This is a genomic window from Nocardia sp. NPDC058658, from assembly GCF_042716665.1.
Classification (GTDB): domain Bacteria; phylum Actinomycetota; class Actinomycetes; order Mycobacteriales; family Mycobacteriaceae; genus Nocardia.
Genome location: NZ_JBHXRR010000024.1, coordinates 26439 through 44117, shown reverse-complemented (window position 1 = coordinate 44117; position 17679 = coordinate 26439). Strand labels below are relative to the sequence as shown.

Sequence of the window (17679 nt, the reverse complement as noted above, 5' to 3'; positions counted from 1 at the left end):
GCGATTGAGTCCAGACGGCCACGACGCGGCAAGCTCGGCCCGGCGTCTCGCCACGGTGGACCACGCCACGCAGTCCCTCGCGGACGCTGGCGATTTCGGCAAGATGGTGAAACTGCCCAGGGTGATGGATGCCCTGCGGCGGGTGCTGATGCTGCCCGGCGGATGTGCCGCGGTGCGCGAACGGGCCGAAAAGCTGGAGTCCGCGGGCCTGTTCCTCGGTACGGATTGGGCGCAGCCGCAGATCCTCATCCCGGCGCTGAGCACCGGTTCGTTGCGCAGCGCCAACGCCGACACGGTGGTGTTGGAGGCGGTGAGCAATCTGCGGCTGCTCGCGGTCGCCAAGGGTGACTACAAGCATCCGCTGATCTCGGCCGAGCAGGCCAATGATCATCTGTCCCAGGTGCTCGCGGTGAATCTGACCCTGCTGTTCGCCCCGCCCACCGAGGCCGAACGCGAACAGCAGGGCCGGATGGCGCAGGTCTCGCGCGAGCTGCTGCACTACCTGGTCGCCGAGGTCGGGTACGAGAAGGTCCTGGAAAACCTGGTCGACGAGATCTGGCGGATCCTGCGCCAGCGGCCCATCCAGGTCGACGGGGTCAAGCGGATGATCACCCAGATCGCTGTTGCCAGAGCGAATCCCGACGTGGATCTGGGCGCCAGCGGCCTCGGTGCCGATCGGTTGATCAGCAGTCTCTACGGCACCACCGAGGGGTGCCGGGAAGACCCGGGCGTCGAGATCTACCGTGCGCGACTGGAATCGATGGACGACAGCGCATTGCAGTACGAGGCAACGGGATTCGCGCGATCCCTGCACGACACCGGCCTGGTCTCGCCGTATCACGCTGTGCTGCTGCGCTTTCTGCTCAGCAAGGGCGAGTACCTGCTCGGTGAGGCGATGGGTTTGTCGAGCACCGGGCGCGACAGCCTGCTCTGCTATCACGAACTGGTGCGCAGCCTGATCGACCAGGCGGTGCACGTCGAAACGGCGCAGTGCGTCTACGGGCTCACGCTCATGCTCGAACGCGGCATCCTCTATCAGCCGCCGGTCGCGCCCGCGCTGTGGCGTCAACTGGCACTGCGGCTTTCGCCGCATTCGTGTGAGCGGCTGACCCGGGTGTTCGGGCCGACGCCGGAGCCGAGGGCGTGGTTGCTGGCGGGGGTGCTGTCGGTGCTCGGCTTGCCACTGGGGATCGGGCAGGGCGACAACCCCACCTGCCAGTCGGCGCGGGCGCTGTCGATGTGGGCTTACAACGACCCCGACTATCTACTGCAGACGGTGGTCTGGGCCGCGCGCGACGACGAGATCGTCATGCATTTCGAAGGGCAGCCGATCTCCTCTCGCCCGGCCGACGGAACGGAATCGACTGCGCTGCAACAGGATCTGGACCCGGTGTCACTGCTGGTGGTACCGCATCTCGACCGGATCTACGCCGAGATGGGACGGCACTGCATCGGCCGTGACGGCGACCCGCACCGCTGGATCAACCCGGAATTCCACGGCTGGTGGTCGGGTCGCGGCTTCCGGATCAATGTCGACGTGGCCACCGGAAACCTGACCGACCTCGACGAATTCCTGCGCCACTTCTACGCCGGCTATCACCCGTTCTACAACGGCAACCAGCCGGTGATCCACCCGCAGCCGGCCGGGATCGCCGTCACCGACAGCGCGGCCCGCTTCGTGGGCTGGCACGCGATCACGGTGCTGCGGGTGAGCCTCGACCCGCAGGACGTGATGCGGGTGTACTTCTACAACCCGAACAACGACAGCGGTCAGGACTGGGGCGACGGGGTCGTCGTCGGAACCGCCGGGCACGGTGAACGTTTCGGCGAAGCCTCGTTGCCGTTCGAGCAATTCGCTTCTCGCCTCTACATCTTCCATTTCGATCCCCTGGAACCGGGGGAGATGGCCGCTGTCGAGCGCGCGGAACTCGACCGGGTGATCGGCTACATCCACCGCAGCTGGGGTGCCGATCGGATGCCGGTGGAATCGGGTGCGGCCGAACAGGATTGATCACAGCAAATGTTCAGAGTCGACGGCTAGGGTGTTGGCGTCGGTGCGCTGTGTGCCGCGATGACGTAGGGGAGTTCTCGATATGGGTGTCAGCTTGTCCAAGGGTGGCAATGTCTCACTGACCAAGGCAGCGCCGAACCTCACCGCCGTCGCGGTCGGCCTCGGCTGGGATCTGCGCACCACCACCGGCACCGACTTCGACCTCGATGCCAGCGCGATCGGCCTCGGCGCCGACAAGAAGGTCGTGTCCAGCGGGCACTTCGTCTTCTTCAACAACCTCAAGTCGCCCGAAGGCGCGATCGAGCACGCGGGTGACAACAAGACCGGTGAGGGCGAGGGCGACGACGAGGTGATCAACGTCGACCTGGCCAACACCCCGGCCACCATCGACTCCATCGTCTTCCCGGTCTCGATCTACGACGCGGCTGCCCGCAGCCAGTCCTTCGGCCAGGTGCGCAACGCCTACATCCGCGTCCTCGACCGCAGCAACGGTGAGGAACTGGCCCGCTACGACCTCTCCGAGGACGCCTCCACCGAAACCGCCATGGTCTTCGGCGAGCTGTACCGCAACGGTGCCGAGTGGAAGTTCCGCGCCACCGGCCAGGGCTACGCCTCCGGCCTGGAAGGCATCGCCCGCGATTTCGGCGTCGCGCTGTAGATCTCGAAGTTCCGAACAGCGCACCGGGCGGCCATTCCATTCGTCCAAGACGGGGTGGGATGGCCGTCCTAACGTTGGACCATGACAACTACGTCCCTCGACAACCAACTTCTGGCAGTGCTCGACGAATGGCAGGTCGCGATCGTCGCCAACGACGCGGATCGGATCGGCTCGTTCATGGCCGACGAATGGGTCATGGTCTCCGAGAACGGGATCACCACCGCCGCGCAGTTCCTGGCCTTCGTTCGATCCGGTGACCTCACCCATTCAGCGTTTCAGCGAGTCGGTGATCCCCGAATCCGCTACCACGGCGACCTCGCGCTGCTGTCGACCCGCATCACCAATACCGCCCACTACCAAGGCGTTCGGTTCGATGCCGACGAATGGACCACCGACGCCTTCATCCACGCCGACGGCCGATGGCGCTGCCTGCTGACTCAGATCACCGCCACCAAGAAGTAGCGTTCAGATTCGGTCGGGGTTCCAGGTGGACAGCGCCCAGATGACGACGAGGTCGATCACGATCACGATCACCGCCCACGCCGGGTAGTACGGCAGCGACAGGAAATTGGCGATGATGGACAGGGCCAGCAGGCAGTAGGCGAAGACGCGCGCCCAGGTGGCGGTCACCATCATGCCGATCGCCACGGCGACGAAGAGGATGCCGAGCACGAGGTGGATCCAGCCCCAAGTGCTCACGTCGAACTGGTAGCTGTACTCGCTCGGTATCAGGAATACCTCGTCCTTGGTGACCCCGGCGATGCCGCGCAGGATGCCCAGTGTGCCTGCCACCAGGAGCAGGATCGCCGCGAGCATGGTGATGCCCGCGGCGAGGCCTTGACGGACGGGATGGGAGGTGGTGGTCATCGTTCGACCGTAGAACCGTCGAGGACGATCCGTATTCACCCGATTCGGATGATGTGTGCGACCGGGTTCCCCGCGACGATGGCGGCATGGATTGAACCGTGACCACCGGTTGGTGTGCACGCATCACAACAGTGAGGGTGAATCATGTCGTCGGTGTGGGATTTTCTCTGGATCATCATCGTGAGCTTCTGCTTTGTCGCCTATTTGATGTTGTTGTTCTACATCCTCACCGACCTTTTCCGGGACAAGTCCGTCTCGGGCTGGGCGAAGGCGATCTGGGTGGTGTGTTTGATCGTCTTCCCGCTGATCACCGGCCTGGTGTATCTGATCGCCCGCGGTGACGGAATGGCCGAGCGCACCGAGCAGGCGCAGAAGCAGGAACGCACGGCGACCGACGACTACATCCGCCAGACCGCGGGCACCAGTTCCGCCGCGCAGATCGCCGATGCGAAGAAGTTGCTCGACGCCGGGACCATCACCGACGCGGAATTCCAGCAGCTCAAGGCCAGAGCGCTCGCCTGAAACCGACCGTTGTCGCTCACAGATGGGGATCCGATGATCAGTCAGCAGGGCGCCTCTGCCCGCGTCGAGGCGAACAACCAGACATTGTTGCGCGCGCTACCGTTCGGTGACACCCAGGATTTCGCCGATGCCGAACGCGGTTTCGTCGCGGCCCTGATACCGGGGGTGGTGACGAAGGCCGACGGCGATGTGGTGTGGGATATCGACGCCTATTCCTTCCTCGACGGCGAGTGCCCGCCGACGGTGAATCCGAGCCTGTGGCGGCAGTCGCAATTGTGTGTGAAGCAAGGGCTGTACGAAGTCGCCGACGGTATTTATCAGATTCGCGGGTTCGATCTGTCGAATATGACGCTGGTCGAAGGCGATACCGGCGTGATCGTGATCGATCCACTGATCTCGGAGGAGACCGCCGCAGCCGGGCTGGCGCTGTATCGCGAGCATCGTGGGGATCGCCCGGTCGTGGGGGTGATCTACTCCCACTCCCACATCGACCATTTCGGCGGTGTGAAGGGTGTGACCAGCGAAGAAGACGTCGCCGCCGGGCGTTGCCCGATCATCGCGCCGGTCGGTTTCACCGAGCACGCGGTCGAGGAGAACGTGTACGCGGGCACCGCGATGGCGCGCCGGGCGGCATACATGTACGGCGCCGCGCTGCCCCGTGGTCCGAAAGGCGCGGTCGGAGCCGGTCTCGGGCCGACGAATTCGACCGGCACCCCGACCCTGATCTCGCCGATGGTCTACATCGACCACACCGGGCAAACGGTGACAGTGGACGGTGTCGACATCGAGTTCCAGATGACGCCGGGCACCGAGGCGCCGTCGGAGATGAATTTCTACTTCCCCCAGCGGCGGGCGCTGTGCATGGCCGAGAACGCCACCCACACCCTGCACAACCTGCTGACCCTGCGCGGTGCGCTGGTGCGCGACCCGCACGTCTGGTCGAGCTACCTCACCCAGGCGATCAACCGGTACGCCGCCCGCACCGATGTCGTATTCGCCTCCCACCACTGGCCGACCTGGGGAACCGAGCGGCTGACGGAGTTCCTGTCGATCCAGCGCGACCTCTACGGCTACCTGCACGACCAGACGTTGCGCGCAATGAACAAGGGCGCCACCGGTATCGAGATCGCCGAGGACTTCGCCCTGCCGCCGGCCATCGTGAACTCGTGGTCGACCCACGGCTACTACGGTTCGGTGAGCCACAATGTCAAGGCGATCTATCAGCGGTACATGGGCTGGTTCGACGGCAATCCGGCCAACCTCTGGCAGCACCCACCCGTCCCGTCCGCGGTTCGCCATGTCGAATTCATGGGCGGCGCAGACGAAGTCGTTGCGAAAGCACGAAAGTCCTACGCCGAGGGCGACTTCCGCTGGGTCGCCCAGGTGCTCAACTACGTGATCTTCGCCGATCCCGACAATGCCGAGGCCAAGACGCTGCAAGCCGACACCCTCGAACAACTCGGCTACGGCTGCGAGAACGGCACCTGGCGCAACTTCTACCTGATGGGCGCCTACGAGCTCCGCAACGGCAATGTCGGTACGCCACTGTCGAGTTCGTCGGCCGACATCGCCGCCGCGCTGTCGGTGGAGCAGGTGTTCGACGCGCTCGCCCTTCGGGTCGACGGGCCGCGCGCGTGGGACGCGAAGATCGTGATCGACTGGCGGATCACCGATTCCGGCATCGTGCATCGCACCGAACTGCGCAACGGACTGCTCGTCCACTTCGACGTAGAGGGCGAACTGCCGTATGCCGCAGCGACATTCGCGCTCACCGAGTCCGATCTGCGCGCGGTACTGCTCGGTGGGGCGGATCTCGCGACGATGATCGGCGACGGCCGCGTCACCGTCGACGGTGACCCCACCGCACTGGCGGAACTGGTCGGCTACCTCGATACCCCCGACCCGGATTTCGCGATCGTCACTCCCTGATCCACGGGTCCGTCGGCGAAGGAGATGCGATGGGCGCCACATCGACCATGAGCGAGGTCGAACCGGATCAGCGGGCCGGCGCGCTCGTCATGTTGACGCTGATCGCGGGCGCGATGATGATCGTCGCCGCGATCCTGCGCCTTGGCAAATACACCCGGTTCGTCTCGCATTCGGTGATGACCGGGTTCCTGCTCGGCATCTCGGCCAATATCCTGTTCGGCCAGCTCCCGAGCCTGCTCGGCGCGCCGGTGCAGGGATCACTGGCGGTGCAGAAGGCGCTGCATCCGTTCGACTTCGACTGGCGGGCCGCGGTCGTCGGGGTCGTCGCGGTGCTGTTGCTGATCGGGCTCGCGTACACGCGGCTGCGCACGGTCGCGTCGCTGTTCGCCCTGATCGTGCCGATGGTCGTGATGCTCGTCTTCGGCTGGAACGAGATCGGCACGGTCGCCGACACCGGCGAGATCCCCACCGGCATCCCGCTGCCGCACCTGCCCGACCTGGGCGCGTTCTCGCCGTCGCTGGTGGTCGGGGCGCTGGCGGTGACCGTGATCGTGCTGGTGCAGGGCGCCGGGTGGCCGAGTCGGCGCCGAACCCGGGCGGCTCGCGGACCTCGGTCGATCGCGACTTCACCGCCCAGGGCATCGGTAATATCTTCGCCGGGCTGTTCCGGGGATGCCGGTCGGCGGGTCGGTGGGACAGGCGGCGATCAATGTCTCCTCCGGTGCGCGTGGTCGCTGGGGCGGAATGTGGTCGGGGCTGTGGATTCTGGTGATCCTGGTCGCGCTGGCCGGGGTGGTCGGCAAGGTGGCTGCGAGTCGACGCTGGCCGGCCTACGCCGATGCCGAGGTCCGCATTCATCGAGAGCAGCGGAAAGGACCGTCATGCTGAGCTTTCTGGTCCCGCAGGAACAACGTCGAACGCTCGACGAGCTGACCGACAAACTGGATCTGTCGGTGGGCGCGGTCGGGTCGAAGCGGTCGGCGTTCTGGATCATGCTGGTGCTGTCGGCGGTGATCGCGATCTCAGGCGTCGTCGGCGATTCCACCGCCACGGTGATCGGCGCGATGATCGTCGCGCCGCTGTCGATTCCGATCCTCGGGGTGGCGTTGGGCGTGGTGACCGGGCGCGCGCCGCTGCTCGGCCGGAGCCTGCTGCTGGTGCTGGCGGGGATCGTCGTGGTGGTCACGCTCGGCTTCCTGTTCGCGCAGTTGCTGCCCAATCCGGTCAATGTGCTGTCCAACGCGCAGGTGGTCGGGCGGACCTCGCCGAAACTGATGGACCTCACCGCGGCGATGGCGACCGGCCTGGTCGCCGCCATCGCGATCACCCGCCGTGATGTCGGCGATGTGCTGCCCGGCGTGGCGATCGCGATCTCACTGGTGCCGCCGCTCGGGGTGGTGGGCGTATGTCTGGGTTCGCACGCGCCCGCGCTCGCCGGTGGGGCGTTCGTGCTGTTCGCGTCCAACGTCGTCGCGATGATCATCACCTCGACGATCGTGCTGCTCATCGCGGGTTATGCGCGCGACGCGGATCCGTCGACGCTGGGGCGCGGCAAGGCCTACATCGTGCTGGGGTCGGCGCTGGTGCTGGTGGCCGTGCCGATGGTGCTCAACTCGCTGACCACCCTGTGGGCCGGTCAGATCTCCGACGCGGCGCAGGACTGGCTGCGTGACTCGCCGGACGCGCAGGTTCTCGACGTCACCCTGCACAGCGATGTCGCGACGGTGTCGGTGCTCGCACCGCAGGAGCTGCCACCGCGAGAAGCGTTGCAGCAGAAGGTGGATGAGCTGGTGCCGTGGAACCCGCAGGTGGTCATCGTCCACACCGTCGGTGGTCGCGTGCAGTAGGGCACAGTTCACTCGGGCGAGCCACACAGCGAGGGCCGCCGGCGAGCAGGGCGGATTCCAGTCGCCAGCGGCCCTCGTCTGTCCGGATCAGCCGAGCAGTTTCGCTTTCGCGGCCGCGAATTCGGCGTCCGAGAGCGCGCCCGAGGAATGCAGTTCGGCCAATGTGCTGAGCTGGGCGACAGTGTCGTCGCCGCCGGACACCGGGGCAGGCGCGGGTGCGTAAACCTGCTGCGGGGGCGGTGGGGGCGCCTGTTGCTCGGCGTAGGACTGTTGCTCGGCGGCGCGTCGCGCTCCCCGCCGGTTCACCGCGTTCGAGGTGGCGGTGGCGGTGCCCGCGACGACGGCCGTTCTGGCGACGGCGCCGAGCAGTCCTGGCCGCCCGACGCGGCCTCTCCGAAGTGGCATGACGGTGTCCTTCCTAGGCGAGGGCGAGCACGGCGTCGACAGCGTCATGCGGAACCCGCACGTGCAAGGCGACCTCGCCGTCGGCCGCGCGCACCGCCCCCGCCAGCCGCGTTGCCCATGTTTGTTCGAAAACGATGACGACGGCGGTCGTAGCGGGTTCCATCGACGCGCGGACGACGTCGAGGTCGTCGTCGCTGACGAAGTCGATGTCGGCAGCGGTCAGGCCGGTCAGCCCCACCGCGGCGATGTCGTCGTCGATCTCGCGTTCGGTGACGACGCCCGCGGCGTCCATGGACAGCACGATCAGGTCGAGCAGGGTGACCGTGCCCTGCGCGACGACCTCGGTCAGTGCCGCCGAGACGGCGGTGTCGATCTCGGTACCGGGAAAGGTGAGCACAAGGAATTCGACCGGTCCGAGCGTTGCTGGTGATCCCATGTGCCGAATCATGCCGCTGATCAGGCCCCCGCTGCTTCACCCGATTCGGATGAATGCGGGTGCAGTTCACCCGGAAAGTGTGAGGCGGGCCGCGCACCGCCCCGCCTAGCGTCGTGGCATGGGCTCAGTACTCGGCGGTCTCCTGCCATTGGCGGTGGGTGTCGCGCTCTCACCGATCCCGATCATCGCGGCCATTCTGATGATCATGGCCAAGAACGCCCGCGGTGCGGCGGTGGGATTCGCCGCGGGATGGGTCGCCGGAATCCTCGTCGTGACCGGGGTATTGACCATGCTCGCGGGAACGCTCGGTGGGACCGATACCGCACCGTCGAAGGGCGCTTCGGTGGTCAAGATCGTGCTGGGTGCCGCCCTGGTGGTGCTGGCCGTGATCCAGTGGCAGGAGCGGTCGGACACCTCGGTGCCCGGCTGGATGCAGGCGATCGACACGCTCACCCCGCTGAAGGCGACCGGGCTCGGCGTGGTGCTGTCGGCGGTGAATCCGAAGAACCTGCTGCTGTGTGTGTCGGCCGGTGTCGCGATCGGATCCGGCGGGTTGAGTGCGGGCAGTGAGGTGGTCGCGATCGTGGTGTTCACCCTGCTGGCCTCGTCGACGGTCCTGGCGGTGGTGCTCGGGTACCTGCTCGCCGCCGATCGACTCCGGCCGCCGCTGGACAGTCTGCGCCAGTGGTTGCAGAACAACAATCACGAGGTGATGGCGATCGTGCTGTTGATCATGGGCACCGTGGTGGTCGGTAAGGGCATCGGCGGGCTGTAGCGAGGAGGGGTCGTGGCGTTACCGGTGTTCGAGTCGCTGCACGGTTACCGGCGGGCCTGGCTGCGACCCGATGTGATCGCCGGTCTCACCGTGTGGGCGGTGTTCGTCCCGGAAGCGCTGGCCTACGCGTCGCTGGCCGGCCGAACACGGCGACGTCCCGATCCCGATCCACCCCACTGTCGCGGCGGCATCGGCCGACCTACCCGGGTCGTGATCGTGCCCGCCTGCCGAAAGGACCACAGATGAACGGCATTCTGGTCGCCCTCGTCGGAGTGCTGTTGTGCTTCTACGGGATTCGCTCGGTGAACCTGGGCCTGCTCGCGATCGGGTTCGGCCTCGGCTGGCTGATCGCGGATCTGTTCGACGCGAGCTTCTGGTGGCTGTTGTTGATCGGACTGATCGGCGCGGTGTCGGTCTGGGCGGTCACTGCGCTGGTGTTCCGATTCGCCGCCTATCTCATCGGCGGTCTCACCGGCGTGATGATCGGCACCAAGCTGGCCACCGTCCTGCAACCGGGCGACAAGAACGTGGCGTTGAGCATGATCGTCGCGGGTGCGGTGGGTGTGTCCGGCGCTTTCCTGGCCCAGAAGTTCCGAGCCCGTGCGCTGCTGTGGTTGACCTCGATCGGCGGCGCGAGCATGGTCTGCAGCGGTGTCGCGCGGTTCAGCGACTCGCTGTCGTTCCTGCGCGAACCCGAAGCCGGCTGGCAGCAGGTCACCGCCACCCTGGTCTGGGCGGGCCTTTCGGTATTCGGCTGGATCACCCAGCGCCACCTGTTCGCCGAGAAACTCGGTATCGAGCATCTGGTCGGCGGCGACGACGACGGGCCGGACATGAGCGAGCGCAATGGTGGCTGGCCTACAAAATAGGCAAGGACGAGTCAGGACCGAGCGGGTTCGGCGAAGACGAAATTGCGCAGGGCCAGGAAGCGCAGCCCGCCAACCAACGCCATGATCGTGAGCTCGGCGCCTGCCTGTGCGGCCTCGCCGAGGTTCGGTGCCAGTGCATCCAGTCCGGCCAGCGCTGCCGTGCTGATCGCGAGCCCGAGTAACGCCAGTCCGCCGCCCTCCCACTGCGCGGTGAACCCACCGACTCGGTTCCCCGCTCGGAACGTGAGTTGCCGGTGCAATTCGTTGGCGATCACCGTGCTCACCATCGACCCAGCGACATTGGCGACCAATGGTCCGCTGCCGTGCATGGTCAGGAACAGCAGCACGTAGGCGATGTTGCTGGCGCCGCCGACCAGGGCGAAGCGGATCAGTTGGGCGAATGCGTGGTCGCTGCGCAGGTAGTGCAGCACGCGGGCGAAATCGGGGCGCGGCGAGGTGAAGGCGCTGGTGGGGAGCATTCCCGGGTGGGTGATCTGCGGCGCGGTCATGTTCGATCCGATCGAGCGTGCGGGTTTCGGCGTGCTGTCTGACAACGCTTGTGACTATACGTAGATGTATACGTATAAGCAAGGGTGTGGCGCCCACGGCACAGTCGGCGGACACTGGAGGAATGGTTGACAGAGAGCAACGCACGCCCTTTTACGGGGTGGTGCTGATTCTCGTAGCGCTCGGCGCGTCCATGGCGGTCAGTTACTACGGACCGACCTGGATCCGCGTCACCGTCTACATCCTCACGGCGATGGCCGTCGTGGTCGGCGGTGTCATGACGTTCCGGGACTACTCGCACTGACGCTGCGAACACGATTCGCCCCGGATCGGTGGGGCGGTGTTGAGCGATGGGCTTCTCGGTCGGTGCCGGGTGCTAGATTTCTGCGAATGTGCTTCAGGACAAGGCTTATCGGGGGGATCGGCCTTGTGGTGGCTGTCGTGGTGGCGAGTGGCTGCGCCTCGCCGACGCCGATCGCCACCCCCACGTCGACGGTTGTCGTGACCACCACGACAGACCCCGCCACCAACCGGAACTACACCGATATCGGCGTCGGCCCGTACCGCGCCCGCGGCGACGTGCAGGTCGGTGATCATGCGCGCAACGTCGCCATCGACTCCGGCCTGCACCGGGCCTACGCTGTCACCAGCGAGCACACCCTCGACATCATCGACACCCGCACGCTTGCGCACCTGGACACGATCGAACTGGACAAGAAATTTTTCGCGATACGTCCGCAGTCGATCACTATCGATCCGGTGACGCATCTGGTGTACCTCCTCGGCCACGGGCGGGCCGAGGCTCTGGTGGTCATCGACCCGGCCACCTTCACCGTGACTGCCACGTTTCCGGTCGGACGTCATCCGCAAGGTATCGCCATCGATCCCGAGACTCGCACCGTGTTCGTCACCGACCTGTCCGGCAAGGAACTGACATTCGTCGATATCGCGACTCGGACGGTGGGCGAGATCCCCCTGGGCGAGGAGCCTTCGATCGGGGTTGCGGTCGATCCCGGCACGCACACTGTCTTCGTCACCTCCGGAACGTTCGGCAGCATCACGATGATCGATACGAAGACCCGGAAGGTCACCGCGTCACGGATGACCGAGAAGGAATCGTCCGGTGGCCGCAACACCCAGGAAATAGCTGTCGACCTCGCGACCCACGAGGTATTCGTCACGCACGACGAGTCCAGTAAAACCATCGACGTCCTCACTCCCGCGTAGGCGACGCTGCGGCGCGGTGTCCGGGGCTAGGATCGGGGCAGCTCGAGGGCATTTTCCGACGGGATTGCTGAGGAGTTATCTGTGGCTGATGTCGTGGATTTCCAGACTGTGTCGACCGAGGGGCTCGAGTCGTCGCCGGTGGCGGAGGCGCTGGCGGGGTTGCGAGCGAACGAGGCTCGGTACTTCAAGAACAAGTACGACTATGTGTTCACGGTGGAGCCTGCTGATGAGGCGAAGTCGGTGGTCGATTGGGTGAGCGGGATTCTTGCGGACGAACGCGACATCGTCATTTCCTCTCGGCCACTCGAGGCGACGACTTTCGTGGTCGAGGGCATTCGGATCGCCTATGTCTTCTACGAGAGTGGTTTGTCGATCAACGTGATGTACACGATCGAGGATGCGAGCAAGCGCGCGGTCGGGTTCAAGCTCAGTGAGGGGATGGACGTGCCTGCGGAGCTGGATTCCTTCAAGTTCGCCCGGCAGAAGTCGAAGCTCGCCGGCACCATTCGTGGCTCCTACTTCGTGATCAAGGGCGAGTACGACCCGAACGGCGTCTGACGCGAGATGCGGTGCGGTCCCGGGTAGGCGAGTATTTGGGATCGGCCGAGAATTCTGCGACGGGAGCACAGTGTCCGAGATAGCGACGTCGGAGTTGCGCCGAAGGTTGGGTGTGACCGATGCGGTCATGATCGGGCTCGGAGCCATGATCGGGGCCGGGATCTTCGCGGCGCTGGCGCCTGCCGCACGGGCTGCGGGGTCGTGGTTGCTGGTGGGGCTGGCGGTGGCGGCGGTGGTCGCGTACTGCAATGCGACCTCCTCGGCGCGATTGGCCGCGCGGTATCCGTCCTCCGGTGGGACGTATGTGTACGGGCGCGAACGGCTCGGTGAGTTCTGGGGATACCTGGCCGGTTGGTGTTTCGTGGTCGGCAAGACAGCGTCGTGCGCGGCGATGGCGTTGACCGTCGGTACCTACGCGTGGCCTGCCCACGCGCACGCGGTGGCCGCGGGTGCGGTGGTCGCGTTGACGGCGGTGAATTATCGCGGTGTTCAGAAATCGGCGCTGCTGACCCGGGTGATCGTGGCGTTCGTGCTCGCGGTGCTGGCCGCGGTCGTGGTCGCGGCGTTCACCTCCGGGTCCGCCGATTTCGCCCGGCTCGAATTCGGTTCCGACGTCACGGTTTTCGGAGTGCTGCAGGCAGCGGGTCTGTTGTTCTTCGCGTTCGCCGGATACGCGCGGATCGCGACCCTGGGGGAGGAGGTCCGCGATCCGGCGCGCACGATTCCGCGGGCGATTCCGTTGGCGCTGGCCATCACGCTGGTGGTGTACACGCTCGTGGTGGTCGCGGCGTTGATCGTGTTGGGGTCGCAGGGGTTGGCGCAGGCCGCGGCGCCGCTGTCCGAGGTCGTGCGGGCGGCCGGGGTCGGTTGGCTCGAGCCGGTGGTTCGGGTCGGTGCGGTGGTGGCCGCGCTCGGATCGTTGCTCGCCCTGATTCTCGGGGTGTCGCGCACGACGCTGGCGATGGCCCGCGACCGGCACCTGCCGCACGCGCTGGCCGCGGTGCATCCGCGATTCGCGGTGCCGCACCGCGCCGAACTGGCGGTCGGGGCGATCGTGGCCGTCGCCGCGGCGACGGTCGATATCCGTGCCGCGATCGGGTTCTCCTCGTTCGGCGTGCTCCTCTACTACGCCGTGGCCAACGCGGCCGCTTGGACGCTGACACCGTCGGAAGGCCGTCCGCCGCGCTGGGTTCCGGTGGTCGGGCTGCTCGGTTGCGTGATCTTGGCCTGCACCCTGCCCGCCGCATCCGTGCTGGCAGGGGCGGCCGTCGTCGCGCTCGGCATCGTGATCTACACCGTGCGACGCACCATCGTCGGAGCCGATCTCGATGACCGGCATCGGTGAGCGTGGTGCTCACCCGTCGGTACCGCGACATTGTTCGACAACTCGGACTGCGATCGGCTCGCAACTCAGCAGTGAACCTAACGGTGCGTCCGATTCGCGGCTACGTCGTCTGAGTTGGTACGACCGCTGTCCTTGTGGCGGATGGCGAGGATGCTGAAGGCAGACAGGAAGTGGGACGAGTGAGCACACCGCAGAACGCTGATCTCGAGCAGTTGTGGCATGGATTTTCCGGCGACCTGCGGGTCTTCATCGCCCGCAGGGTCTCCCGCCCGGAAGACGCCGACGACATCTTGTCGAATGTGTTCGTTCGGATGGCCAAGAGCTTGGACGACCTGCGTGATCAGGACCGGTTGCTCGGTTGGATGTATGCCGTCACCCGCAACGCGATCACCGACTACTACCGCTCTGCGCCGCGTCGTCGCGAACTTCCCGTCGACACCGTCCCGGACCACCAGACCGCCGACAGTGACGAAACCGACGTCGCGGCCTACCGGGAACTCGCGTCGTGTCTGGTGCCGATGCTGTCCGCGTTGCCCGCCGATCAAGCCGCCGCGGTGAAGATGGTCGACCTCGATGCCCGCACGCACGCCGCTGCCGCCGAGGAGGCCGGCATCTCGGTGTCTGGGATGAAATCACGAGTCCAACGTGGCCGCGCGGCGCTGCGTGCCCAACTGCAGGCGTGCTGTCAGATCAGCAGGGACAGCACCGGGCACGTCCACGACTACCGGCCTCGCAGCGAAGACTGCGCATGTGGGGACACGCCTGCGGACCGATAGACCGGTCATTGCCGGGCCGCCACCACGAACGAAAGTGCGGTGCGAGCTCGAGGCTCGCACCGCACGTGAACCGGCTACTGGCAGCCGCACCCGCCGCTGACTGTCGCTGCCGGGCCGCAGCATGTCGACTTCGCACTCGGCTCGCAGCACGTGGTCTGCTTTTCGGTGCTGCAACACGTCGCGGCAGGCTGCGGTGCGTTGGTTCGATCCGCTGCTTCGACCTCGTTCGGGGTGGTTGTCATAGTGGCTCCTTGATCGGTGGGGGTGTGCACTAGGACAGACGAGGCAGCACAGGAATGGACGCACCTGTGTATCGACAAGTTTCGAGGCAACCGAGGATGGTGGTCAGTCGCCTGTCGGCACCGCGCCGCCGGACAACTCGGCCAGTCGGATGCCGGTCGGCTCAGAACTCAACAGCGGAACGAGTGCGTATCGGTGGCTGTATTGCGTTGCCACAGAGTCGATGTGGGCTGCCTCTGCTGACGCACGCGCGCGCAGTAAGGCGTCGGTCGGGTGGGCTGCGGCGAGGGAATTGTTCAGTACCCACGCCCACGGGGTGATGGAGGCGCGTTCCAGATCCGCGCAGAGTTCGACGGATTCGAGGACGGGTGTCGATTCCGGGGAGGTGACGACGAGGATCTTCGTCTGCGCGGGGTCCTGCAACCGCATGAGCGGTGTGGTGAAATTGCGATCGGCGCCGAGGTTGCGGCTGATCTCGCGGTGGTAGGCGCCGGTGGCGTCGAGCAGCAGCAGGGTGTGGCCGGTCGGTGCGGTGTCGACGACCACGAAGCGGCGGCGCGACTCGTGCACCAGGCGCGAAAACGCTTGGAACACAGCGACTTCCTCGGTGCAGGGCGAGCGCAGATCTTCGGCGAGCGCGGCGCGTCCCTGCTCGTCGAGATCGGCTCCGCGCGTGCGCAACACCCGCTGCCGGTACTGCTCGGTTGCCTCGTCGGGATCGATGCGCGAAACCCGCATGGTCGAAGAGCCGGTGCCGATGGTTTCGGTGAGGTGGGCGGCGGGATCGGTGGTGCTCAGGTGCACGTCGTGGCCGCGGGCGGCCAGGGCGGTGGCGATAGCGGTGGCGATGGTCGTTTTGCCGACGCCGCCTTTGCCCATGCACATGATCAGGCCGTGGTCGTCGAGTGCCAGTTCGTCGATCAGTGCCGCCAGCGGGGCAGGTGCGAGGTTCGGTGCGTCGGTGTCGGTGAACGCGGAAACCGTTGTGGCGGAGTCGAAGAGCGTGCTCAAGGCTGCGACGCCGACCATGTCGACTGGCTTGAGCGTGATCCGATCGCAGGGCAGCGCGGCCAGCGATGCGGGCATCGCAGCGATCGCCGCGTTCTCGCGAAGAGTGATCGCCGCGGCGAGGACATCCGTATCACTCTGCGGCAGAACAGCATTGATGATGAGGTGACCGGCTTTGACGCCGATATCGGTGAGCTCGTCATAGGTTCGGGCCACTTCGCGCAGCGCCGCGTCCTGGGCACGGGCGACCAGAACCAGGCGCGTGAGCGCGGGGTCGGTCAGCGCATGCACTGCGGCAGCATAGGTTTCGCGTTGCGCGTTCAGTCCGGACAGCGGTCCGAGGCAGGAAGCATCGCCGCTGCCCTGCAGGTATTCGGTCCATGCTCCCGGCAGTTGCAACAGCCGGATCGTGTGACCGGTCGGGGCGGTATCGAAAACGATGTGATCGAACTGCGGGAGCGCGGACGGGTGCAGGAGTGCGGTGAATTCGTTGAACGAGGCGATCTCGGTGGTGCACGAGCCCGACAACTGTTCGGTGATGGTGTCGATCTCGGCGGCGGGCAGCAGTCCTCGCACCGGTCCGATGATCCGTTCGCGGTAGGCGGCCGCGACCTGGTGTGGATCGATCTCCAACGCCGACAGGCCGGTCACCGCAGGGATCTCGGTGACCGACGCGCCGATGGTCGTGTCGAAGACGTGCCCGACGTTCGAGGCGGGATCGGTGCTGACCAGCAAAACCCGGGCACCGCTACGGGCGAGCGCGATCGCCGAGGCGCAGGCGACCGAGGTCTTGCCGACCCCGCCCTTTCCGGTGAAGAAGACAAAGCGCGGGGCATCGGTCAAGAAGGAAGGGGTCTCCACGATGATCAGCAGCAGCCGGGTCCGCTACAGCTGTCCTCGGCGATATCGAGCAATCCCACACCGGGCGGCGGGCTCACCTGGCGGGTGCGCGACCACACGGTGATCTCGTCACGCGTCGGATAACGGCCGGTCAGCGCGGTGACGCCGTCGACGAGGACGAGCGGAAGCCCTTGCGAGCCTGCGACTTCGAGAAAGTTGCGGACGGCGTCGTTACCGGCGAAAGCCAGTGGTTCCGACGCCATGTTGAACCGGGTGATGTCACCGCCCTGGCCGCGCAGCCAGTCCAGATCGGCGGAGAAATTCACCAGGGCCTGGTCGACGTCGGGCCCGCACACACCGGTGTTGCAGCACAGCGCGGGCTCGAATACCTCGATCTTGCTCATCGACAGGTCGCTTTCTCGGGTAGGGAGTTCAGGCGGGGAGCAGTTCGGCGATCAATTCCTCGATGCGCTTTTTGATCTCGTCGCGGATCGGCCGCACCGATTCCACCCCCTTGCCCGCCGGATCTTCGAGCTTCCAGTCGCGATAGTCGACGCCGGGGAAATACGGGCAGGCGTCGCCACAGCCCATGGTGATCACGACCGAGGAGGTCTCGACCGCGTCGGGGGTGAGGATCTTCGGCGACTGGGCGGTGATGTCGATGCCGAGTTCGGCCATCGCCTCGACCGCTGCGGGGTTGAGTGAGCTGCCTGGTGCACTGCCAGCGGAGCGGACCTCGATGGCATCACCGGCGAGATGGGTCAGGAAGCCCTGTGCCATCTGGGAACGGCCTGCGTTGTGGACACAGACGAAGAGCACGCTGGGCTTGGTCGTCATGGGAGGCAATGCCTTTCGGTGA

General features: G+C 66.0%; 21 protein-coding genes and 1 pseudogene. 15 read left to right on the top strand and 7 right to left on the bottom strand.

Going from position 1 to position 17679, the window contains the following annotated elements:
• The first annotated feature begins 4 nt into the window (after nt 1–4).
• The 3 genes from ACFWUP_RS26065 (at nt 5) to ACFWUP_RS26055 (ending at nt 3131) form a co-directional block, all read left to right on the top strand.
• Entirely contained in the window at nt 5–2011 is a 2007-nt protein-coding gene (locus tag ACFWUP_RS26065) for a hypothetical protein (protein WP_379238603.1), read from the top strand.
• An 82-nt stretch (nt 2012–2093) separates the two neighbouring features.
• Nucleotides 2094–2669, top strand: coding sequence for a TerD family protein (locus tag ACFWUP_RS26060; protein WP_379238602.1), 576 nt, complete (start codon nt 2094–2096; stop codon nt 2667–2669).
• 81 nt (nt 2670–2750) lie between these two features.
• On the top strand, nt 2751–3131 hold the full coding sequence (locus tag ACFWUP_RS26055; protein WP_379238601.1) for a nuclear transport factor 2 family protein: 381 nt from the start codon (nt 2751–2753) through the stop codon (nt 3129–3131).
• A gap of 3 nt (nt 3132–3134) precedes the next feature.
• Here ACFWUP_RS26055 and ACFWUP_RS26050 read toward each other — a convergent pair whose 3' ends face one another.
• A complete protein-coding gene (locus ACFWUP_RS26050; protein ID WP_379238599.1) occupies nt 3135–3536 on the bottom strand; it encodes a hypothetical protein in 402 nt (133 codons plus the stop codon).
• A gap of 144 nt (nt 3537–3680) precedes the next feature.
• On the opposite strand from ACFWUP_RS26050, the gene ACFWUP_RS26045 reads away from it, so the two are divergent.
• The 4 genes and pseudogenes from ACFWUP_RS26045 to ACFWUP_RS26030 all read left to right on the top strand — a co-directional run bounded on the left by ACFWUP_RS26045 (nt 3681) and on the right by ACFWUP_RS26030 (nt 7834).
• The gene (locus tag ACFWUP_RS26045; protein ID WP_379238597.1) at nt 3681–4058 is read left to right on the top strand and encodes an SHOCT domain-containing protein; all 378 of its coding nucleotides are present in this window, start codon (nt 3681–3683) and stop codon (nt 4056–4058) included.
• 33 nt (nt 4059–4091) lie between these two features.
• Nucleotides 4092–5987: an alkyl/aryl-sulfatase gene (locus tag ACFWUP_RS26040; protein WP_379238595.1), complete on the top strand. Its 1896-nt coding sequence runs from the start codon at nt 4092–4094 to the stop codon at nt 5985–5987.
• 29 nt (nt 5988–6016) lie between these two features.
• A pseudogene (locus tag ACFWUP_RS26035) lies at nt 6017–6487 on the top strand (SulP family inorganic anion transporter); the annotation flags it as partial.
• A 381-nt stretch (nt 6488–6868) separates the two neighbouring features.
• A complete protein-coding gene (locus ACFWUP_RS26030; protein ID WP_379238647.1) occupies nt 6869–7834 on the top strand; it encodes a DUF389 domain-containing protein in 966 nt (321 codons plus the stop codon).
• A gap of 87 nt (nt 7835–7921) precedes the next feature.
• Here ACFWUP_RS26030 and ACFWUP_RS26025 read toward each other — a convergent pair whose 3' ends face one another.
• On the bottom strand, nt 7922–8239 hold the full coding sequence (locus ACFWUP_RS26025) for an SHOCT domain-containing protein (RefSeq protein ID WP_379238593.1): 318 nt from the start codon (nt 8237–8239) through the stop codon (nt 7922–7924).
• Nucleotides 8240–8252: 13 nt separating this feature from the next.
• Nucleotides 8253–8675 carry a DUF6325 family protein gene (locus ACFWUP_RS26020; protein ID WP_379238591.1) on the bottom strand — a complete coding sequence of 141 codons (423 nt, stop codon included), beginning with the start codon at nt 8673–8675 and terminating at the stop codon, nt 8253–8255.
• 118 nt (nt 8676–8793) lie between these two features.
• Between ACFWUP_RS26020 and ACFWUP_RS26015 the strand changes: the two genes are divergently transcribed.
• Genes ACFWUP_RS26015 through ACFWUP_RS26005 form a run of 3 tightly spaced genes read left to right on the top strand, consistent with a single transcriptional unit; the run spans nt 8794 to nt 10319 of the window.
• Complete coding sequence (locus ACFWUP_RS26015; protein ID WP_379238589.1) at nt 8794–9450, top strand: GAP family protein; 657 nt, start codon at nt 8794–8796, stop codon at nt 9448–9450.
• 12 nt (nt 9451–9462) lie between these two features.
• Complete coding sequence (locus ACFWUP_RS26010) at nt 9463–9696, top strand: SulP family inorganic anion transporter (RefSeq protein ID WP_379238587.1); 234 nt, start codon at nt 9463–9465, stop codon at nt 9694–9696.
• The gene (locus ACFWUP_RS26005; RefSeq protein WP_379238585.1) at nt 9693–10319 is read left to right on the top strand and encodes a DUF4203 domain-containing protein; all 627 of its coding nucleotides are present in this window, start codon (nt 9693–9695) and stop codon (nt 10317–10319) included. Before ACFWUP_RS26010 ends, ACFWUP_RS26005 begins: the two co-directional genes overlap by 4 nt.
• 11 nt (nt 10320–10330) lie before the next feature.
• On the opposite strand, the gene ACFWUP_RS26000 is transcribed toward ACFWUP_RS26005, so the two are convergent.
• Nucleotides 10331–10828, bottom strand: a complete 498-nt coding sequence (locus tag ACFWUP_RS26000; protein ID WP_379238583.1) for a GtrA family protein — start codon at nt 10826–10828, stop codon at nt 10331–10333.
• A gap of 122 nt (nt 10829–10950) precedes the next feature.
• Between ACFWUP_RS26000 and ACFWUP_RS25995 the strand changes: the two genes are divergently transcribed.
• The 5 genes from ACFWUP_RS25995 (at nt 10951) to ACFWUP_RS25975 (ending at nt 14732) form a co-directional block, all read left to right on the top strand.
• The gene (locus tag ACFWUP_RS25995) at nt 10951–11130 is read left to right on the top strand and encodes a hypothetical protein (protein ID WP_379238581.1); all 180 of its coding nucleotides are present in this window, start codon (nt 10951–10953) and stop codon (nt 11128–11130) included.
• Between the two features lie 125 nt (nt 11131–11255).
• Nucleotides 11256–12053, top strand: a complete 798-nt coding sequence (locus tag ACFWUP_RS25990) for a YncE family protein (protein ID WP_379238579.1) — start codon at nt 11256–11258, stop codon at nt 12051–12053.
• Nucleotides 12054–12134: 81 nt separating this feature from the next.
• Nucleotides 12135–12611, top strand: a complete 477-nt coding sequence (locus ACFWUP_RS25985) for a phage tail protein (protein WP_379238577.1) — start codon at nt 12135–12137, stop codon at nt 12609–12611.
• Between the two features lie 70 nt (nt 12612–12681).
• A complete protein-coding gene (locus tag ACFWUP_RS25980; RefSeq protein WP_379238575.1) occupies nt 12682–13956 on the top strand; it encodes an APC family permease in 1275 nt (424 codons plus the stop codon).
• Nucleotides 13957–14135: 179 nt separating this feature from the next.
• Nucleotides 14136–14732, top strand: coding sequence for a sigma-70 family RNA polymerase sigma factor (locus ACFWUP_RS25975; RefSeq protein ID WP_379238573.1), 597 nt, complete (start codon nt 14136–14138; stop codon nt 14730–14732).
• 345 nt (nt 14733–15077) lie between these two features.
• Here the strand turns inward: ACFWUP_RS25975 and arsA are convergent, their stop codons facing one another.
• From arsA to ACFWUP_RS25960, 3 genes are read right to left on the bottom strand one after another with little or no spacing between them, the layout of a single operon-like run.
• Nucleotides 15078–16841, bottom strand: a complete 1764-nt coding sequence (gene arsA / locus ACFWUP_RS25970) for an arsenical pump-driving ATPase (protein ID WP_379238571.1) — start codon at nt 16839–16841, stop codon at nt 15078–15080.
• 5 nt (nt 16842–16846) lie between these two features.
• Nucleotides 16847–17224 carry an arsenite efflux transporter metallochaperone ArsD gene (gene arsD, locus ACFWUP_RS25965; RefSeq protein WP_379238569.1) on the bottom strand — a complete coding sequence of 126 codons (378 nt, stop codon included), beginning with the start codon at nt 17222–17224 and terminating at the stop codon, nt 16847–16849.
• Nucleotides 17225–17252: 28 nt separating this feature from the next.
• Entirely contained in the window at nt 17253–17657 is a 405-nt protein-coding gene (locus tag ACFWUP_RS25960; protein ID WP_379238567.1) for an arsenate reductase ArsC, read from the bottom strand.
• Between the last annotated feature and the right edge of the window lie 22 nt (nt 17658–17679).